The sequence below is a fragment of the Thermogutta sp. genome, from assembly GCF_039793925.1.
Classification (GTDB): Bacteria; Planctomycetota; Planctomycetia; order Pirellulales; family Thermoguttaceae; genus Thermogutta.
On sequence record NZ_JBAMME010000193.1, the window covers coordinates 1 to 20,501 of the forward strand.

Here is a 20,501-nt window from a genome sequence, read left to right on the forward strand (position 1 = left end):
CGGAAACTTTTTGACCAGGGCAAACGCCTCATCGTCGGCAGCGTCGGCCAGCAACACCAGAATGTCGGCCTGCGCTTTAAGCTGCGGTACGATCTTGGCCAGCGCTTCCTCAGGATCCCTAAACGCCAGATCGGGATTTCGAATCTCTTGCTGAAAACTTTTACCCAGCACGGACGTTATACCCACGCGCTTTCGGCCCGCCTCCACAATTCGATAGCGGGCCATCCACTGATCTGCCGAGAAATCGAACAAGGCCACATTCGCGGAAACGAATTCGCTCTGTTTCTGACCGACAGGTGCCACCACCGAGAGAAGAAGCGGTGCGGGAAGCCGCAAGTCGTTATGTCCCAGATTAATCGCGTCGTAACCGATTACCCGCAGAGCGTCCACCGTCACCTGAAATTTGACCTCCGTTTGTTTGCCAAAGCCCTTGATGAGCCCCCCTACATCCATCACCACGAGGGGCCAACCCTGCTGGCGAAGTTGCCGAATCATCGTGTGACGCCGACTCAGCCCGCCTTTCATGCGATCCTTACCAGCGCAACCGCACGGCTCAAAGTAGCCGTCCTGGCGGCCAGTAAAGACCAGCGCGACTTGCGGTTTTGTCCAGCCCACAAAGAATTGGCCGTTTTCTTTGATAGGGTCAAACGGCGGACGCTCCAGACGCCGTTTGAATCCCGAGGAAGAAATAGACTGGGGCTGCGATTGGGCGGCAGGAACCACCGCAGCGGGCTTCGACGGCGCCGATGCTTCAGACGAAGACTCAATCGGTGGAGTGGGCAGCCGCCCGTTTCCGCGGTTGCCGCTCCGCAGCGGATTGGGGAGGGCTTCCCCGGCTGCCACCTCTGAGACAGAGGCTTTGGAAACTGCACGCTCCCCATTAACCCGCGATTCCCCTTGCCCGTCCACTTTCTGTGAGGCAGGAACAGGACTCGCCGGAACTTGGGCGGCCTGAGATGCAGCGCCTTCTGAACCCTGACGGGACTGCGCAACAGGCTGTGCTGGTGGTTCATCGGGGATGATCCATCCCGAGGGAACCGCCGGTGGCGGGGCAACGGATAGCGATTCCGGCTGCTCCAACCAACTTGCCGCCGACGAGGCGGAGGCCGCTCCCTTCAACGGAATAGTCGCAGAAGGACCTGCCGTCTTCTCTGGACCCTTTGCGCTTCCGGCAACCGCGGATGGTGACTCTTGTCCACGAGACGTTTCCAGCACGGAAACCTGGGATTTCCGGGTGATGGCCTGCGGAGGCGGCGAACGCTCGCAACCCAGCTCAATCACCGACACCATTGCGACTAGAAAAGAAACGACAAAAACCGTGACGGCCGCCATGCCGCGGTGACCGGTCCGTGACATCTCAGGTCTCCTTCCTATCTTCCAGTGAAAGGAAACATGTCATATTCACTCGATGGCAAATCGGACCAGAATCTTTACCTCAGGAGCATCAGGATGGTTCGTTCTGATGATAACTCGCCCGAGGTTTGGCTCCTCCAGTCCGAAATAGTTTGCGGGACCTGCTCCGGGGGGAATCCTGATAACGATGGGCACCAGCATCGAAACATCCTTGTGGACAATCCGATCAGTCTCCACGGTGACTTCCAAGAATTCAGGAACACTTTTTTCCACACGGAATTCCAGCTTCTCATCAGGAAGAACGGCTAAGCGCAACATCACCCGGCGTTCCGCCCCCGTCTGGCGACTCACGCGACCGATGTGAAGGATTCCCCGCGAAGCATCCCAGCCCGCCCCCACGACGTTCACATCGCTTTCCACTCGTCCCTGAACGGGAATCTCCAACTCGGGTGAATCTTTCTGATCGGTGTGCAGGCGGATTTTCTGTTGAAACGGCCCAAGAGGCAAGCCTGGTTTGATGCGAACAAGCAACCGATAACCCGCTTTAGCGCCGGGTTCGACCGCTAGCTCCCCCTCCGAAAGGGGAGACAACTCGAGTTCGAAGAAGTTCGCCGCTTCATCCTGATATGCCAATTCCGGCTGGCTGATTTTGACTGGCTGCTGACGAAAGATGTAGATTTTGGCCTCCCCCACTGCCGGCTGCATTCGCACCACCCGCGTGAAGACGATCTCTGGTGGCACCACCCTTATGGAGCGGACAACATCCGCCTTGACGGTGAGCTTAACCTGGGGTTTTCGTAAATCGTTCGTGTAAAGAGTGGCGTGCTGGGTGACCGGTCCCACGTAATCTTTGCCGTCAAACTCCAAAGCGATCTTGAGAGACTGGCCCGGAGCCAGTTCCGCCTCTTCAAAATTGAGAACTGTGCACCGGCAGGAACTGTCGCCTTTGGTGATCCGAAGTGGTGCCGAACCGACGTTTCTGATTTCGAATTCATGTCGAACGACCGAGTTGGACTCAATTCTGCCGAAATCATAGGTGTCTTCTGGCACTTCCACCCTGGGCTGTGCTGCCTCGGGATTTTCCTGCTTCGACCTCGCACTTGCCTGGACACCGCCGGATTGAGCAGGCTGGGCTTCTGCCAAGACGGGATACCCCGGCCAGGGACGGGACTCCACGGCGAGCCATCCGAGCCCCAAACCCACGGCCACCCCTGCGACCGCTGCCACGAAAACGACCAGCCCCACAAGTTTTAAGCCTCGCATGGCGTTCCTCCCGCACTGCTCCAGCGCTCAATAAGGTTCTATTTCTACGGTGGTTCTATTGCCGTTGGGTGATAGCTAAGACTTTCACATCTTTCCCCCACGCGCCATCGTATTTTTCAGTTCCAGCCTGCCGCGTGGGATCGCCACCACACCAGGCTGTATCACCGTGGTCCCCGCTACTCACCGTGAAAGGGCCACGGGGCCAGGCCGTTCGGCATCTTCTCCGTATTGTACATACGGATGCCATCGCGGTTAGTTTTTTGGCGCCGCCATCGTTCAGATAACAAGTAGCCATTCAAACCGACGGCGTTGCATTGGCTCACCCATCGACACCCGGGACGGCCGCACTTTGTCTTGCCTGGGTTTGCCCTGGGCGGGATGAGAGCGACGTCGTGACTGGCGTGGCGATTGGACGTGAGTTATCCTGAGCTTGCCTACCCATTCACGGCTTCGATGGATGGCGTCGCCGTTTCTCGTGAGGCGATTTGGCTCTGCAGAAACGCGAGGAGCCCGTCGGGATCATCCGTGCCGAGGTTGTATACTTTTTTCCCGCAGAAAACTCTCACACAGTCGAAACCCCAAACGTTGTACGTCCATCCCCAGCCGAGGCGATAGTGAATGCCCCAACCGTCCAACCAGCTCGTGCGGCCTTTTTCAACCCGCGTGATTGCCTCGTAAGGAATGCGTTTGCGCAGGAGAGGAATCGGCCCAAATTGAACCACCAGGGCATCTCCCCCATCATAGATAGTTAGCGATGTAAAACAAAACAAAGGGTGATGCCCCCAACAATCCCGGCAACCAGGAGATACGTCCACCAGGGAATTGGTTTGCCTGGGAGAATAAGATCCAAGATAAAAAGGTAAAGCACGATCACAGGCACAAGAAGGTACCACCGGCCGTACTGCGTGTTGTGGTAGCGCATCTCTGAAAGCTCGGGTGGATGAATCTGCGATCTCGTCCGGTTTCAGGATATTTTGCCCACGTGTCAGACACAGGGCAAAGACCGACTGATAGCCGCACAGGAGCTCCCCTCGGTTGTTCGTGTGGGAACAGCCTGGGCAACTTGCGAAATCATTATCCTGCGCCCAACCGTCGGTCATAGGTGGCCCCGTCCGTAACCAGCCGCAGAAAGCCTCCTAGGTCACAACTTACCGCGGAGGGATTAAACTGGATTTCTTGCCCAACGCGCAACCCGCGTAGGAACAAATGTCCAACCACCTGCTAACACATCTCCTTTTTGTTATCGCATGGCTGCTCCCGTCAACGATTGGATCGACGAACCGGGCGTTTATCGGCCGTTGCTTCGGCTTTCCTGGCCAGTGCTTCTGGAGCAAGGGTTGGCCTTGCTCGTGGGCTTCTCGGATACAATCCTCACGGGGCACTATCTCAACGAATCCCACTTGGCGGCCGTCAATTTGATGGCTTACCTCTTGTGGCTGCTCTATGGACTTTTCAGCGTTGTGGCGATTGGGGCCTCGGCTCTGGTGGCACGCTATGTGGGAGCCCGTCGTTTCATGATGGCAGAGCGGTTCATGCACCAGGCCCTGCTCGTCGGTTTCCTCGTGGCTGTGCCGGCGGCAGTCCTCGCCACGGCGCTGGGTCCGAGAATCATTGCCCTACTCCAGCTTCAAGGCCCCTCGGCGGAAGCCGCCCGGAGCTACTGGGAGATCGTTATCCCCGCCATGCCGTTCGTCATGCTCAGTGCGGTGGGGATCGCCTGTTTACGTGGGGCCGGGGCCATGGTTCAAGGCCTCATCATTATGACCGTCGTCAACATTGTCAACATCGCCGTGAGTTGGGCCTTCTGTCTCGGCTTTGGACCGTGTCCACGTTGGGGCTGGGAAGGCATCGCTTTCGGGACGGCATGCGGCTACTGCGTAGGGGGTCTGGCCACGCTGTTCATCCTCTTAAAAGGACTGGCGGGACTGCGCCTTCGCTGGCGGATGTTTCGCTATCAAGGGAAGTTGGTCTATCGTTTGCTTCGAGTAGGCATCCCGGGGGGGCTAGAAACCTTTTCGGTCATTCTCTGTCAATTGTGGTTCGTGGCCATCGTGAACGCGCTGGGTGACAAGGCGGCCGCTGCCCACGGAGTGGCCATTCGAATCGAATCGCTAGCGTTTCTCCCCGGTGCTGCTTTTCAGGTGGCCGCCGCCACCATGACCGGCCAGTATCTGGGCGCACGCCAGCCCCATAAGGCAACGCGAGGCGTCATCGCCGCGTGTGTTCTGGCGGGTTTGGTGATGGGTACAGGAGCCGTTCTTTTCTACACGTTTCCCCTTGAGCTTGCCAGCCTCATGGTGGGAGAGCACCAGCGCGACGTGGCTCGCCTGGCCGCACCTCTTCTCCGTACGATCGCTGTCGGCATTCCTCCGCTCGTTTTCGTGACGATTTTCTCTGGTGCCCTACGTGGTGCTGGTGACACACGCTGGCCGTTGTTATTCAGTTTGATCGGGCTCCTCGGGGTCAGAATTCCTGGGGCCTACTGGCTCACTCGCCCCGACATCGTACTGCCAGGTTTCGATTTGACACTCCCAGGATGGGGACTGGGTGTCCTGGGAGCCTGGTACGCGATGGTGGCGGATCTCTATCTCCGTGCCTGCCTGACGACCTGGCGATTCGTGCAGGGAGGATGGAAAACCATCCGTGTGTGAGAAGAGTGTCTCAGTTTATTCAGACCAACTCGTCAGCTACACTAAAAACAGCGTTCCATCCTTCCCCGTCCATTCGAAAATCGTCTAGCCGGACCGGATTGGACTGCTGGCCCCCAGGGTGGATCGTGTTGTCATCGGCTTACTATTGGGGAGGCCTGTCATGAAGAAGTGTTCTTATGGGTCGTGGATTGGGACCGGTATTTTTCCCGCGGGACTGCCGGGTTCTTCTTTGCATGGGCAGCTATCGCGGATGCTGATGCTATTCGCGGTTCTCTGCACAATTTGCACGGGAAGGCTGTGCCTGGGCGAGGTTGGGGCAGAGACAAAGTCACGTCCGTGGCCGTCTCAGCCCAATATTGTCTATATTGTGTCCGACGAATTGGGATACTATGAGCTTTCTTGCATGGGACATCCCCACTTCCAGACGCCCAACATCGATCGACTCGCCGCGGAAGGAATTCGGTTTACGCAGGCACTGGCAGGAAGTTCGCTGTGTGCTCCCACTCGGTGCTGCCTGATGACAGGAAAACACTCGGGGCACACTTCCGTCCGCACGAACGGCGGCGGAACGCCCCTTCGAGCCGATGAACCCACCATCGCCTCGGTGCTCAAGCAGGTGGGTTACGCCACCGGCGGGTTCGGCAAATGGGGCTGCGGCGGTCGTGGCTCTACCGGTGTACCGGAGCGACATGGGTTCGACATCTTCTTCGGCTACTACGACCAGGTCCACGCCCATTCGTATTATCCGCCCTATCTGATCCGGAACAGCGAGGAGGTTCCCCTGCCGGGCAACCACGGTTTGAGTAAGGGCACCACGTATTCGCACTACCTCATTGTGGAAGAAGCCAAAAAGTTTATTCGGGAAAATAAAGATCGCCCGTTTTTCTGTTATTTGCCGGTGACGCCACCGCATGGGATCCATGACATCCCAGAAACCGATCCCGCCTGGGCCCTCTACAAAGATAAGCCATGGTCCCTCGACGCCCGCAAGTACGCGGCGATGGTCAACATGGTGGATCGCCACGTGGGCGAGATTCGCGATCTGCTGCGAGAGCTGGGGTTGGAGCAGAAGACGATCATCTTTTTCAGCGGCGACAACGGCGGCCATGAGTACTTTCGCGATGCCGATCATCCCCGGGGATTTCACGCTCCCAACGTGGACCCACGAACAGGCCAGCAATTTCGGGGCGGGAAAGGCAACCTTTACGAAGGTGGCCTGCGCGTGCCGATGATCGTCTGCTGGCCAGGCCAAATCAAACCCGGTCGAGTCAGCGACCTGCTCTGGTACTTCCCGGATGTTCTTCCCACCTTGGCCGAATTGGCAGGCGCGACACCACCGGCCGACATCGATGGCATTTCCATCGTTCCTGAGCTCCTAGGGGAGGACGTGGTGGGCCGAAAACAGCACCAGCACGATTTTTTGTACTGGGAGCTGTCCGGCCAAATTGCAGTGCGAAAGGGGAACTGGAAAGCCATTCGTCCAGGGATGGGAAAACCCTGGGAGCTGTATGATCTTGCCCAGGATATCAGCGAAACGCACAATCTGGCGGGGGAACATCCCGAGATTCTGAAACAGCTCATCGCGCTGGCAGAAGAGGCACATGAGCCGGCAGTAGAAGGCGACTTTTTCGCACCGCAACTCAATGAAAAAGACCGTCGCGCGAAATTTGGCGACGCAGTGCCCCCGGAGAAAGTCAACGTCGCCATGGTCAACCGGTTGCCGCAGGAAGGAACGATCCCACGGAAGTTTTACACCATCCTTTTCTGCAGCAGTGAATCGAAGAGCAACGACCGCCTTGCACGGTACGCCATCGACGGCGATCCGCGAACATGGTGGCATACACAGTTTCAGCCGAAGCTGAAACATCCGCCTCACGAGCTCGTCATCGACCTGGGCAAAGAGTTCACCGTCAGCGGAATTCGCTATCTGGCCCGCCAGGATCAGAGCTGGAACGGAACGTTCAAGGAGTGCGAAATAGCGGTCAGCAAAAATCCCGACTTTTCGGAAGCAACAGTGACGCGAGTGGAGTTCAGCAAAACCAAAGAAGCCCAAGAGCGGAATATCACGCCTACTCGGGGACGGTATGTCCGAATCCGCATCCTTTCAGAAATCAACGGTGGCCCGTGGGCATCCGCCGCGGAAATCGGCATCGTAGGGGAAGAGTAACAGCTCGGTCGGGAACGTTATGTGGCCTTTTTAGGTTCTAGCAGGCTGGCCTTTCCGTTGCCTGGTTGGCTATCTTTATACATGAGATCCGTCGTCATGCGTGACGGTTGGCCGGGCCTCGCCCGCTGTGGCAAAGAGTGCATTTCCCGCCGTGAAGCCCGTTTTGCGGAAGAATCATGATGAGCGATCAGACGCCGATTCCAAGCCCCCCGGAGGAAGAAATCGTCCACGCGGAGATTGTCATGCCCACGGAAAGTCCCCCTCCATTGCTGGGGGGTGTCCGTGTGATCCGACGCCCGCCGCGCATCTGGCCGGTGTTCCTCGTGCTAATGATCTCGGTGTTCGTTCAAATCGGAGCGGTGGGCCTGGCAGCGGTTTTGGGCGCTGTAGCTCGGGTGGGAATGATCGAGTCAGCGTCGGATTTGCAATTCGCTTTTCGGGAGGCCGTCAATGCCCCCGAGTACGTCCTCACCACTGCCGCGTTGACCATGGCGGGATTTGCCCTGCTCGCAGGCGGTGCTACGTGGATGGAGGGCGAAAGGCTCGACGAGCGTCTCCGGTTGTTCCGCCCGGTCGCCTCTCCGAGTCTGCTTATTCTCTCTTTCATCGGGATCCTCAGCCTGCAACTGGCGTTTTTGGCGGCCACGCAATTGCAGATGTTTCCTGACTCTGAGTTGCTCGAGGAAATATTCTCCAAAGTCAAGGCGATGGGGCCGGTTGGCCGACTAACGGCGATTCTCTTCATTGGTGTGGCCCCAGGAATCTGTGAAGAAGTGCTCTTTCGCGGGTATGTCCAGACGGGACTGACCCGCCGCTGGGGACCCTGGCGCGGAGCCCTGGTAACCGCCATCCTCTTCGGGGCCATGCATCTCAATTTTCTTCAGGGCGCGTTTGCCACACTTCTCGGACTTTATCTCGGGCTGCTGACGGAACGCACAGGCAGCGTCATTCCCGCTATGATCCTCCACGGCACGAATAACGTACTGGCCACCGTGATGGCCATCGGCAATTGGCAACTGACTTTCGCCCAACCTGAGATCGTCCTGGGAGCAGCTTTTGCTGTGATGGTGATCACCGAGTACGTCGTAGCTGCTCCGCTTCTTCGCGCCGGTCTAAACCCTCTCCCAACTAGGCCAAATTCCTAACCTGCTGACCACCCCCAAACCCAAGCGTTCGCGCGGAGATCTGGAAGGGGCACTGTCGCGTGAGGAGCCACCAGGGACGTCCACCAAAGAACACCCTGTGGGGCCTGACCCTCTCTTCGCTCTGCTCCGCTGCAGAGCTCGTTCACAGCCGGAAGTTGAATGTACGACTAACAAACCGCCAGATTCTCTGTCCGAGGCTCAGCCAGTGGGCATAATCCACGTGGACTTTGGCGCGACCTCGCAGGCCGGGGATCAGCAGTCCGTCCGGATTGGGTAACGGCACGCGGGCCTGATAGACGGTGCCAATTGGCTTTTCCAACCCTGTACGGGGATCCGTTTTGGTAGGAAGTTCTCCGCCCGCCTTGCCGGCCAGTCGCGGGGAGGCGGCCTCCACTTCTCGCTTGGCGACCTCTTCCACGTGGCCGGTTAACGTTCTCCAGGGCAGTTCGTCGAGCTTGATGCGAACGAATAAGCCAGGATGGACGAATTCGATGTCCGCCTGATCGATGACCAGAATAGCCTCCATCTTCTTCGGATCGGCGATTGTGCAGAAGAGATCACCCTCCTTGAGGAAAGCGCCGATATTCTGTGGTTCAAGGGGACTGCCGGACCACTCCGGCAAGGGCGCATCGGGGTCTTCATGAGTGACCTTCCACGGCGGCGGGACCACGACGCCATCGCGGGGAGCGACGAGCACAAGCCGTTGTTGGTCCACTTTTTTCTCTGCCAGTTGCTGGGCCACAGTCTGGATGGCTTCGCGAAGACTGGGCAATTCGTTGGCGGCAGCCTCATCATCACTTCGCCGCCGTTCCAGTGCGGAGAGCCTCGCGGCATACTGGCGGTACAGGCTTTCCAGACGGGCAATTTCAATATCCAGATCGTGGTCCGCAAGCCGCGCCAACGGTTGTCCGGCCTTCACGTGCTGACCCGGCCGAACCAACACCTCTTCCAACCGACCAGGAACATCCACGTACACCGGCGCGGGATCCTGAGGCTGGATCTCACAAGTGCACATCACCCGATACGGCAGGGGCACAAACACCACAAAAGCCACGACGATCGCCAAACCCGCCAGAGTCATCATCAAACGGGGCTTTTTCACTTCATTCCACCTTCCCGGCACGTAAAAGAACTTGCCCAGTTGATACAACGGATGCACGACCAACCCATACAGCGCGCCAAGAGCGATAGCGCGACCGATAATTTCCAGTCGATACGGTTTGAAAAATTTATTGAGGAAAAGAAGGATCGAAAGGACCACCACCCAGCGATAAATGGCCGCAGCCACAGAATACGCGATGAACAGAGCATGATGGCGTTGCGGCAAAAAGGGATCCTCGGGCAGTTCCAGACCCAGGAACCATTTGGCCGCTGTTCGGCTGAGGATCTGCGTGGCCTTCTGCCGGAGGTTGGGAATCTCCAGAATATCGGCCAGCACGTAATATCCGTCGTAACGCAACAGCGGATTGCCATTAAAAACCACCGTGCTTACGGAGCAAATAAACATCACGTTGAGCGCCAAATGGTTGATCAGTCCTGGCTCGCTGAACCACCACACGAATGTGGCGATGGCCGCCAGCGTTAGCTCCACGAAAATACCTGCCGCTCCGATGGCCGCGCGGTGCCACCGGTTGGGCAACATCCAGGAGTCCGACACGTTGCAATACAGGCAGGGGGTCAGGACCAAGAGCATGACACCCATTTCGTGGCATTCACCGCCGAAATGCTTGCAGCTTAAACCGTGGCCGAATTCATGAAGAATCTTCGTGATCGCTAACGTAACTGCCAGCCAGAGGGCGTTGGTCGGAGTAAAGAACTGGTAAAAGCTTGGCAGTCGAGATAGAAACACGCGGAACTCTGAGGCCACAAGAAGCAGCGCGGCCAGCCACAAAATGACGCACGCAACCAGGAAGGCGGGGTGAAACATCCACCGCACCCAGGGATAGAGGGCGTTGAGAAGGCGTTCTGGATCAATTCCCCGGAACCGCAGCGCCAGGATATTGCTCAGCGCGTTGATCCACTCCTGTTTGTGGCGTTCGGAACGTCTTTTCAGCAACTGGCGCCCCTGTTCGGGAGCTGCCGCTACCACCAGACCGCTCCGGTGGAGCATCCCAATGAATTGCTGGAGTTCTTCCAGGGTGATCTTCTGTGGGGGGAACTCGGCTTCAAAACGAGCCTTGATCTCGTCCAGGCTGGAACGGCCGTCAAGCTGGTTGAGGATGAAAAATTCCTCTTCCTGAAATCGGAAATAATTGAGGCCGACCGGATCCTTCACCACCCAGTACACTTCGCCCTCGTAGCGCTGGCGCTGGGCCACCAGATCCGGTCGCTTCCGGATTGGAAGAGGTCGCGCCGAACTGGAAAGCAGACTGTCGGCAAGTGTGACCATGCGCTTTACCGGCCCGCAGGGCGATCAACAAGTCCACAACTGATACGCAGAACCCGGCAGGATCCCATGGCTGGCCATTCTTCTGCTGAGCTTCGTGATCATGGGTTCAATCGAATCCTAAGCTGGCCTGTCAATCCGGGCCGCAGCAACCAGTGGCCGCTCCGTTCGTCCCGAACATTGACGATTTCCGCCCACACCGTGAATTCCCCGGTCACTTCGACCACGGGACTGACGTAGACCACTTGTCCTTGAAACTGCCGTTCTCCCAGTTGCGGGAGCTTGACGATAAACACCACCGGCGCCTTGTCGAGTTGGGCCGGCAGGTATTTTTCTGCACTGACCATCCCCTCGATTCGCAGCCGATCCATCCGTACGACGTGAAAAACCGGATCTCCCGGTTTCACCCACTCCCCGGTATGCAAGAATCGTTTGATGATAATTCCATCGATGGGAGCCACGATCTGGTACATGCGGAGCTGCTCCTCCACTTCCGCGAGTTCCGCCTGACGAACCTGCACGGTGAGTTTGGCGACTTCCAGATCGTGGGCGGCTTGCTCGATCGCCAGCGATGTCTTGCCGCGTTCCAGCAGAAGCCGCCGTAGTTCGGCCTGAGGGACAGCGCCGGGGGCCCTGTTGTTGGCGTCCACGGCCTGTTGATATTCCGCATCCGCCACGAGATTGGCCCACTTCGCATAGCGGACATTGACGTCGTTGTCCGCATCCTTCTTGGCGGCTTCCAGTTGATAGCGTTTGACATCCAGAGTTTTCTGAAGCACCGCATCATCAATTCGCCCAAGAATATCTCCCCGTTTGACAGCATCTCCCTCCTTCACAGAAAGCTCGCTCAACTGCCCCTGAACACGCGCGGGAACCTGAGCCTCGTCGATGATGGACACCGGACAGTTGGGGAGCGTGATCATCCCAGAATCGGGCGATCCACCGGCGACCTCAACTCCCCACAGTGCGATGTTGAGTACGAACCATAACATCATGGTTGTCCCAGTTTGAATTTCTCTATTTTTTCCAGCAATTCCTCGTCCGAATTCGGCCGATTCTTGGCACAATCTCGCCTGCTTCCAGCTGAAAGGGAGACCGCGGTTACCACAAGTAGAAAACGATTCGCGTCTGGATGAACGCAATAAGATCGCGGAACCATGCGTACCCCATGGATCGGGTCCCGCAGTGCACCTTCGCGCTTACGGTGGCTCCCGGCCGCAATTGAGCAGGGTCAAAATCCTCCTTGTTGATGGCGACCTTGATCATGACCACGTTGCCTTCCTCGGGAAGAACTTCCGCGGAGGCATAAATATTCTTAACCCGACCGATGCGGACCCGACCAGGATCGGTGGCCAACACGTATTCCACTGTAAGATCCTCGTTCGGATCCTGTTCCTGGATTTGGCGGCGAGCAAGGACGATTTCGCCCATCCGGTCCTCAGCCATATGGAGTTCCAGTTCCCAATCTCCCGACGTGTCGGCGATCCTCATGAGGATCTGACCCCGATTGACAGGCCGGTTGATGAGCCGGTTGTAAACGTCCCAGGTGACCACATCCCCGGCAATGGGACTGATGACGGTAAGTTCTTTCTCCTTTTCTTTGAGGATCGCCCGCTGCGCGATGAGGCTGATCTGCCGGGCTTCCAGCTCTGCAAGTTGGCCGGTGAGTCGATTCCGCTCCTGAAGGCTCAGGGCCCGAAGATCAGCGAGCTCCCGCCGGATGGTAGCGATCTGTTTCTGGTTGGAGGCCAACTGGCCCTCGATCTCCAGGATGTTCTGCTTCAGCTCTGTGTTGCGGAGCCTGGCGAGAATCTGCCCCGCTTCCACATGCTGTCCGTGCTGGACCAGCACTTCATCGACAACACCGTCGATCCCCGCAAAGACGTCGCGTTTCACGACGGGCTCCAGCGTGCCTCGCGCATGAAGTTTGTAGGGCCACGGTACCAAAATAAGCATCAAGCACACGAGCACCGCCAGGGCTCCGAAAAGCACCGCTCGAGGCAGCATCCGCGCCTCGGTGATCAGGCGTGATTTGCCCAGAGCCCTCCACACAGGCATAAGGAAAAGCTCGTTATGTTCCACCGCGTTGGCCAGCGCGATGGCTGCATGCTCGGCAACGACCTCCACACGCTGCCGCAATTGCGGCGTGATGCGGCTGTCTTCGATTTGCTCGACGATCATTGTGCCCACCGGCGGCGGTCGATCCCTAGGACGGTCCGCCTCGCTTTCGTCAGTGGGAGGAGGAGCGGGTCGTCCCAACGGAATGACAATTACCGTCTTGGAGTGCGACTCGTCCACATACTCCTGGAGCGCATCCTCGATCTGCGGGGCCAACTGTGAGGTGTCGCCGCAATACCACACACTCTCCTGAGCCGCGGCCACAACCGTCGCCAAATCCCCGAGCAGTCGGACGACGTTCGATCGCTTGTTCACCACATCCTGACCAGAAATGGCCTCGATGACCTGGCGGCGCCCCCGCCGAACAGAAACGCTCACCCGATCACAATCGATGAGCCGACGTGCCTCGTTCGCCAATGTGTAAGCGGTTTCACGGGGATCCAAGCTTTGATGAATGAGCCGGGTGAACTCTTCCAGCCGGGACCACAGTATTTGGCGATCGGTGAGGCTTTTGAGTTGCTGGGTCTTGAAATAATCGCCCGCCAGATCGCACATCTGGCTCAGAAATCGCAGATAGCCCTTTTGGGCAGGCGGAGGAGCGTCCGGACGCTGAAAGACCTCCACGAGGCCGACCACTTCCAGCTCCGTCTTCACCGGGCCGAGAATGAGCAGAAAATCCGTGGGATTCCCCTCACCGTTGTTCCCGCCACTGCCCGAATGCGGTGGGACAAGAAGGGGCTCCTTCTTTTCCAACACCCGCTGAAGCAGGCGATTATGCTTCTGGCGTCCCTCTTGGTCTTCCGCAAGCCGCGTCTGCTGGAGGTTCATCTGGTAGGCCAGGCTCAGGCGTCCCTGGCCTTCGGTGAGCCAGAAGGCCCCTCCCACAGCAGCCAGCGCCGTCACGACCCTGGGCAGAAACTCCGCGCAGTATTGTTCCGGGGCCAACTCCGCCCGGGAAGAAAGCTGCGCTATCTCCGCGACAAGCTGACGGATCTGCTGCCGCGTCTGTTCAATCAGTTCGGGATCGAGGGGCTGTTCGGTACTCATCCAGGTGGACACTGTTCAGGAAAGCTCCTGGGCGGGCGTGACACCAAATCTCGAGAGATTCTTCACTTTCATTGTAACCGATTGGCCCGGAAAACCGCCCTAGAGGATAACCCGGCCGCGACCCGCCCCTTTCGCATTCCTATCAGACTATACCTCACAAATCGTGACCTGATTGCGTGGGAATGGGCACCCGCCAGGCAACAGGACATTCCGATCACCGTTCCAGTAGCGGACGCCCACACTGAGCGACACCCTGCCCGAACGCCGCACCGAATTCCCCGGCGTTTCAGAATGCCAGGCCACCGCCGAGGAAAACGGCAGAATTTGGTTTGAATTTGTCAGTCCAGCCGGCCTCGTAAACAAGTTCACGCGAAAACGCCAGCCCCACTTCGACATATCCGCGCAATCCCCGCATCCGGTAAAAATCCAACCCGGTGGCCAACCGCAGGTCGTTGTAGTCAACACGTTCCGTAGCACCGGCATTAACGCCGCTCGTTCGCTTGATCGTCCAGGAATCGCCACCGTAATCGCCTCGTACGTACCACCAGATATCGGCGCCGACAGATCGCGGAAGCCGCATCGCAAACCGCGGGTTAGGAAATAGGATGGAGATCTCCATACTGGGGTCACTTGCGTTGTCGACCCAAATGGCCCCCCCGGCGGGAAGCATCTTGATGCGAACACGATCGAGGTACACCACTCCCCCCTTTAGTTTCCAGTTGGGGGTCATATTCAACGTAAGGTATCCTGCCCCTTGAAAGCGGAGGCTGTCGGCCGTCACCCGTTTGAAGTCCGAATAGACGCCGATACGAAAGCTGAGGTCACCCCCCAGGACGGGGGTTAGTTGAGGATTCCAGGCCGCATCCAGGTAGGCATCATAGGTTACTGCAGGCATGTCCTGGGATTGCGGGAGTGCCGACGATATTGGCCCATTCCACCAGTGAAACGTGAATCCTGGTGTCACCCGCAGGGGCGGCCCCGCGGTGCTCAGGAATGGGAACGCGAACGTGGAATAGAGCTCGAGATCGTCCACACCGAGTTCAGAGCCTCCGTTACCCGGGATCCATGTGAACCGAAACCCGGTAGACTCACGGAATTTAATCATCGTGTTGTAGAAATCCTGGCCACCCACGCCGGGAAAAATTCCACCCTGAGGAAACACGCTCTGGGGACCTGTGCCGGGAGCAGCATAGGGGTCCCAGTTTGATGGCGGCGGAGCAGCACCTTGATACACCGCCCCTGGTCCAGGCACCACATTAGGACCGGCCGGGGCATAGGACGGAACCTGTCCGGGAGGATACGTCAAAGCAGGGGGCGCCGTGGCTGATGGAGGCGAGGCAGGCGGAGGTACACTCCACGGGGAAGGTAGAGATTCAGTTCCCTGGGTGGCCGGGGCCGCACCGTATACGCCGCTTTGCCCCGGAAGAGGTGTAGTGGCTCCCGGAGTCGCCGACTGGACCTGGGACCCGTACACCCCCGACGAGATAGCTGGGGAGCCGTACACGCTTCCACTTGGAGCCGGGGCGGTCGGCTGAACACTGGTACCGGGACTCGGCGTGGCCCAGGTCCCTTGAGAAGGGTTGGCACTACCAGCGGGGGACTGACTTTGTGTGCTTAAAGAGGCAGTGGGAAATCGAACCCGTTGAGCCAGAGCCGGTCCAGAAGCAACCAGCATCCCGCCGAGCGCAGCCCAAACTAGAAAAGCTCCCCAACAACGGGGGGGATAGTTTTGTCGCTTCTTTCGCATGATCCAACGCACGGCCGGGCACCCCGTGCCAGCAAAACAGTGCACTAGATAGTCCTGTCGGCCAAGCTTAGGTTTCCGCAACGGCTGTTCCGTCGGCGAACCGAGGACGACAATACGGTGATGGTGCTACTTACCGTTCCTGTTTTTTGCCGTCAAGAGAGAAGCCTTGAAGACGACGGCCCCGCGGAATAGAGACGCTTCCCAATTTGGAGACCGATTGGGAGAGCTCGATACACTCTAGAGTGTGCGATCCTCGAGTCTCCGCTTAACAAGTAGGTTTGGCGAGTCTTGCGCCACTTAAATTGACGAAGGATCGCGGAAATGGCAGACAGCTCCCCGTACCAATTAGACCTTCACAGGATCATCCGGGAAACTTTTGTTGAAGATGGGGAAGTTTGGGAAACAATAGACTCAACAAACAACCGGGCCAAAACGCTCGTCGGGCGGCCCGACTTACCGCTTCCGTTTCTGGTGGCGGCTGAGCATCAAACGGCGGGACGGGGACGTGGCAATCGCCGCTGGTGGACCGGGCAGGGAAGCCTCGCCTTCTCTGTGATCCTCAACCTACCGATAACACCCGGCAGGCCAATCAGGGTACCTGAAAGCAACACGGCGATCGATAATGCGACAGATGCGTCGGCAACGGGCGGTCAACTCGCGCCGGAATCCGCTGCAGGGTTTCTTGGCTTGGTCGGGGCGCTCAGTGTGTGTCGCGCGATCTGGCCGCTCGTGCCACCGACCGTGCCGGTGGGGCTTCACTGGCCAAACGATGTTTACGTGGCCGGACGAAAAATCGCCGGAATTCTCGTCGAGGTTCCCGCTAACCAGCGAGTCATTCTTGGCATTGGGGTGAACGCGAATAATGTCGCTCGGGAAGCGCCCGAAGAGCTCCGGCCTTTCGTAACCAGTCTCCGCGATATTTGCGGAACGTTTCTGGACCGGACGGATGTGCTGATCAGCATCCTCCGGCACATGGAAAGCCAACTTGAGGTGCTCGCGCGCAATCCTGCAGAACTGGCCAGCGAAGCAGATCGGCTCTGTCTTCAGAAAGGCCATCACCTCATCCTGGAAACCGAGAAACGGCGATACCAAGGAGTTTGCCGCGGCATCGACATAACAGGGGGAATTCTCCTGGAAACATCCGAAGGCCTGCGCAAGTTCGTAAGTGGAACCATTCTCCGCAGCGATTCGCTACCGGAATAACACGCCACGGCAATTATCAATGACTCGCATTTTAGTGACCATAGAAGTGTTTGTCCTGTGTCTTCCTCCACTTCTACAATTGAACAGAGAAGCGAAGACGTAAAAGACCGCGAAAATCTCACTCGAATCGCCCCCGGGCCGCCGGTCGAAGTTTCATCCAAACTTGCAAAGTTTTCCGTCCGAATAAGCGTTCAGCAAAGAATCCCAAAACTGACTTTGTTTGGATTCTTTGCGAGCTGATCGCCTGGTAAAGTATGACCATAACTTTATGAGCACAAACACGTTCGTTGAACAGAACACCGATTGGGAATTCTTGGAAAGGTACCTTGCAGAGCGGGATCCCCATTTTGCCCGCCACTGGGAGCTTTTGCGCGAAGCCCGGGCGACTCTGGAAGAGGATCCAAACAGTTCGCGAAAAGAAATTTCAAAGCTTGCTGCTTCCCCTTTTGCCGAGCGTGTGGAGCGATTGCGCTACCAGCTTCTGCACGAGCGAGAAGAGGTCCTGGACGGAGATGATTTTCGTGCCGCCGAGATGCTGGACGTCCTGTTTGCCCGGCTCAGTGGGCAACGTGAGCGAACTCCGCGTCGAACGATCCAGGCGGTTCACGATGAGAACATGGCAGCGGAAGCAGTGGCCCGACTGGAGGCATGTCTCGACCGGAAGCGACCTCTTGATGATGTGCTGGCCAGTGCCCAACGCCTTACCCGCGAACTTTTTTCTGTGTGTTCCCCGGTGCGTGAAGGACAGGAACAGGATCACCCGGCTGCGGACCGCTCGACTGGCTGGCGGGTTCTTGTTTACGCTCCGCTTTACTTGTCGAGCTACTGCGTGAACTACTGCCTCTATTGCGGATTCCGCTTTCCGGAAAAGATACCACGGCGCTGGCTGACCACGGTGGAAGCCCTGGAGCAGGCAGAAATCCTTGTCAAACGGGGAATGCGGCATATTCTGCTTGTCGCAGGAGATTATCCTCAGAAAACCGATGTGGAATATTACAGCGAAATCATCCGAGCTATTCGAGGGCAATATCCCGTCAGTCTTGCCGTGGAGATCGCCCCCCAATCCACAGCCGGATACGCAGCCCTGGTGGACGCCGGCATCATTGGGGTGACGCTCTATCAGGAGACATACGATTGGCACTTGTATCGCCATTTCCATCCTCGCGGGCCGAAATCACACTACGCCTGGCGGCTGGAAGGTCTAGAACGCGCGGCGGAGGGTGGTGTAAAACGATTGGGGTTGGGAATCCTGCTTGGGCTGGGCGATCCCGTGCCCGATGCAAAAGCCATGGTCCGTCATGCGGCCTATTTGAAAGAGCGATTTCCAAACCGCCGGATTGCATTCAGCCTGCCGCGAATTCACGAAGGGCCGGCTGACTTTGTCATCCCACATCCTGTTGATGATGAAACTCTCATCCGGCTGTACTGTGGGTTGCGACACGCCTTTCCCACGGCCGAACTGGTCCTTTCCACGCGAGAGCCGCCCGCTTTGCGAGACCTTCTCGCCCAAACTTGCATCACCCAGATCAGCGCGGCCAGTTCCACTGTGCCCGGCGGCTATCGGGCGGGGGCAGAAGCCGTAGAAGACGAGGAGGGCGGCCAGTTTCCCGTGGTGGATCGCCGTCCGGTAGAAGAAGTGGTGGCCATGCTGCGACGGGCTGGTCACCATGTGACGTGGCAGGTCCCGGAGTTTGCCGTAGTCACAAAGTGACTGATAAGGCACGACATTTCGGCAGGTGTGTTGAATCGCCAAAAGCATCCATTGCGACGCCAGGCGATTCCTGAGTAATCCCCATTTTGGGAAGGATCAAAGGGAAGGCAAAGCCTCACCGTGCCCCAGGGAGCAATTCGTGAATTGCTCCTCCAAGAGTTTATCGCCTCTCCTGTCGTGCTAGCCAAAACGATTGCTGTTTCGGTACAATAGTCCACGTGGGTTCTTCGACCGAAGTAGTAGCGATCGTAACGCGACTGGCACGACGTTCTGCGGAGGGGAAACTGTAAGCGGATTGGTTCCTCGGCCCGAGGTGTGCGCAGGGGCTGAAACACGGGTGGGCACGAAAGACGCGTCTCCTCCGGCCAAGACGCCTGCCACTCTGGAGAGAAGGGAGTCTGGCCGCACGGGAGACACGATGTGCCTTTTGTGTGGCGGTCGCGGAAAGCAAAGCACGCGAGCAATCACCGGTCGTAGGAAGAACACATGCAAAGGGTAGACGAGCTCGGACTAATCACTCCTGCTCGCGGTGAACATCTCTTACCATGCAGCAATGGGGGAGCACCATGGATCAGATGGAACTAGATGCCTGGCACATGCGGCGAGCGTTGGATCTAGCAGCCAGGGGCAAAGGTGCCGTGGAACCTAATCCGATGGTTGGCTGCGTGATCGCGCGAGGGGCAGAAATCATAGGCGAAGGATGGCACCGGGCTTACGGTCAGCCGCACGCGGAGGTGGAGGCACTGCGTATGGCAGGAGACCGGGCAGCCGGAGCCACCATGTATGTCACGCTGGAACCCTGCTGTCATTTCGGGAAAACACCTCCTTGCACCGATGCCATCATTCGAGCGGGAATCCGTCGCGTGGTGGCCGCAATGGCGGATCCTTTTTCACTCGTCCGTGGCCAGGGAATCGCTCGCCTGCGAGAAGCGGGAATCGAAGTCGTTGTCGGCCTGATGGAACAGGAGGCCCGGCATCTGAACGCGCCCTACCTCAAGTTGCTCTCTACACAACGGCCGTGGGTGATTGCCAAGTGGGCGATGACGGCCGATGGGAAAATTGCCACCGCGACGGGCGACAGTCGGTGGATTAGTGGAGAAGAGTCGCGTCGGCGGGTCCACCTGCTGCGTGGTCGTGTGGACGGGATTGCTGTCGGGATTGGAACAGTCGAAATAGACGATCCGCTGCTAACGGCTCGTCCGCCGGGACCCCGAATTGCTGTGCGGATCGTTTTGGACTCCAGTGCCCGGTTGCCGCTCAACAGTCGTCTTGTTCGAACTGCGCGGGAAGTGCCCCTTCTGGTAGCAGTCTCAGCACAGGCCGACAGCGAGGCACGTCGGAAACTGCAGGCCGCCGGATGTGAAGTGCTGGAATGTCCCGGTAATACCCGCTCCGAACGTTTGCTGGCCCTGCTGGAAGAACTGGGCCGCCGCCGCATGACCAATGTCCTGTTTGAAGGCGGAAGCCAAGTCCTGGGCGAATTATTCGACCATCAACTTGTGGACGAAGTTCACGTGTTCGTTGCGCCCAAGATTGTGGGGGGTGAGAACGGGCGGACGCCCGTGGCGGGAAGAGGCGTGACCAAGATGGCGGAGGCCCTCCACATCGCCCATCTTACCTGGGAGCGCGTGGGAGACGATCTTTATCTGCACGGCCAAATTTCGCCTTCCGCGTGAAGAGTTCACCATTTCACCAACCTGAGAGTCGAAC

Annotated in this window: 12 protein-coding genes and 1 pseudogene; 6 read left to right on the plus strand and 7 right to left on the minus strand. The window is 58.0% G+C overall.

What is annotated here, in order from left to right:
- The 3 genes and pseudogenes from ABJK56_RS07030 to ABJK56_RS07040 form a co-directional block, all read right to left on the minus strand.
- Positions 1 to 1,356, minus strand: a pseudogene (locus ABJK56_RS07030) (hypothetical protein); the annotation flags it as partial.
- A gap of 45 nt (positions 1,357 to 1,401) precedes the next feature.
- The gene (locus ABJK56_RS07035) at positions 1,402 to 2,616 is read right to left on the minus strand and encodes a DUF1573 domain-containing protein (RefSeq protein ID WP_347243956.1); all 1,215 of its coding nucleotides are present in this window, start codon (positions 2,614 to 2,616) and stop codon (positions 1,402 to 1,404) included.
- A 434-nt stretch (positions 2,617 to 3,050) separates the two neighbouring features.
- On the minus strand, positions 3,051 to 3,338 hold the full coding sequence (locus ABJK56_RS07040) for a hypothetical protein (protein ID WP_347243957.1): 288 nt from the start codon (positions 3,336 to 3,338) through the stop codon (positions 3,051 to 3,053).
- A gap of 525 nt (positions 3,339 to 3,863) precedes the next feature.
- Between ABJK56_RS07040 and ABJK56_RS07045 the strand changes: the two genes are divergently transcribed.
- The 3 genes from ABJK56_RS07045 (at position 3,864) to ABJK56_RS07055 (ending at position 8,579) form a co-directional block, all read left to right on the plus strand.
- On the plus strand, positions 3,864 to 5,267 hold the full coding sequence (locus ABJK56_RS07045; RefSeq protein WP_347243958.1) for an MATE family efflux transporter: 1,404 nt from the start codon (positions 3,864 to 3,866) through the stop codon (positions 5,265 to 5,267).
- 160 nt (positions 5,268 to 5,427) lie between these two features.
- Positions 5,428 to 7,434, plus strand: a complete 2,007-nt coding sequence (locus tag ABJK56_RS07050) for a sulfatase-like hydrolase/transferase (protein WP_347243959.1) — start codon at positions 5,428 to 5,430, stop codon at positions 7,432 to 7,434.
- A gap of 176 nt (positions 7,435 to 7,610) precedes the next feature.
- Positions 7,611 to 8,579 (plus strand): CPBP family intramembrane glutamic endopeptidase, encoded by a 969-nt coding sequence (locus ABJK56_RS07055; RefSeq protein ID WP_347243960.1) that lies wholly within the window; start codon positions 7,611 to 7,613, stop codon positions 8,577 to 8,579.
- A gap of 142 nt (positions 8,580 to 8,721) precedes the next feature.
- Here ABJK56_RS07055 and ABJK56_RS07060 read toward each other — a convergent pair whose 3' ends face one another.
- The 4 genes from ABJK56_RS07060 to ABJK56_RS07075 form a co-directional block, all read right to left on the minus strand.
- Positions 8,722 to 10,968 (minus strand): HlyD family efflux transporter periplasmic adaptor subunit, encoded by a 2,247-nt coding sequence (locus ABJK56_RS07060; RefSeq protein WP_347243961.1) that lies wholly within the window; start codon positions 10,966 to 10,968, stop codon positions 8,722 to 8,724.
- A gap of 98 nt (positions 10,969 to 11,066) precedes the next feature.
- Positions 11,067 to 11,960 (minus strand): HlyD family efflux transporter periplasmic adaptor subunit, encoded by an 894-nt coding sequence (locus tag ABJK56_RS07065; RefSeq protein ID WP_347243962.1) that lies wholly within the window; start codon positions 11,958 to 11,960, stop codon positions 11,067 to 11,069.
- 106 nt (positions 11,961 to 12,066) lie between these two features.
- On the minus strand, positions 12,067 to 14,130 hold the full coding sequence (locus tag ABJK56_RS07070) for a biotin/lipoyl-binding protein (protein WP_347243963.1): 2,064 nt from the start codon (positions 14,128 to 14,130) through the stop codon (positions 12,067 to 12,069).
- 286 nt (positions 14,131 to 14,416) lie between these two features.
- Positions 14,417 to 15,634, minus strand: a complete 1,218-nt coding sequence (locus tag ABJK56_RS07075) for a hypothetical protein (protein ID WP_347243964.1) — start codon at positions 15,632 to 15,634, stop codon at positions 14,417 to 14,419.
- A 564-nt stretch (positions 15,635 to 16,198) separates the two neighbouring features.
- Here ABJK56_RS07075 and ABJK56_RS07080 point away from each other — a divergent pair.
- The 3 genes from ABJK56_RS07080 (at position 16,199) to ribD (ending at position 20,467) form a co-directional block, all read left to right on the plus strand.
- Positions 16,199 to 17,080 carry a biotin--[acetyl-CoA-carboxylase] ligase gene (locus tag ABJK56_RS07080; protein WP_347243965.1) on the plus strand — a complete coding sequence of 294 codons (882 nt, stop codon included), beginning with the start codon at positions 16,199 to 16,201 and terminating at the stop codon, positions 17,078 to 17,080.
- A gap of 268 nt (positions 17,081 to 17,348) precedes the next feature.
- A complete protein-coding gene (locus ABJK56_RS07085; protein ID WP_347243966.1) occupies positions 17,349 to 18,791 on the plus strand; it encodes a radical SAM protein in 1,443 nt (480 codons plus the stop codon).
- A gap of 566 nt (positions 18,792 to 19,357) precedes the next feature.
- Positions 19,358 to 20,467: a bifunctional diaminohydroxyphosphoribosylaminopyrimidine deaminase/5-amino-6-(5-phosphoribosylamino)uracil reductase RibD gene (gene ribD, locus ABJK56_RS07090; RefSeq protein ID WP_347243967.1), complete on the plus strand. Its 1,110-nt coding sequence runs from the start codon at positions 19,358 to 19,360 to the stop codon at positions 20,465 to 20,467.
- The last annotated feature ends 34 nt before the right edge of the window (positions 20,468 to 20,501 follow it).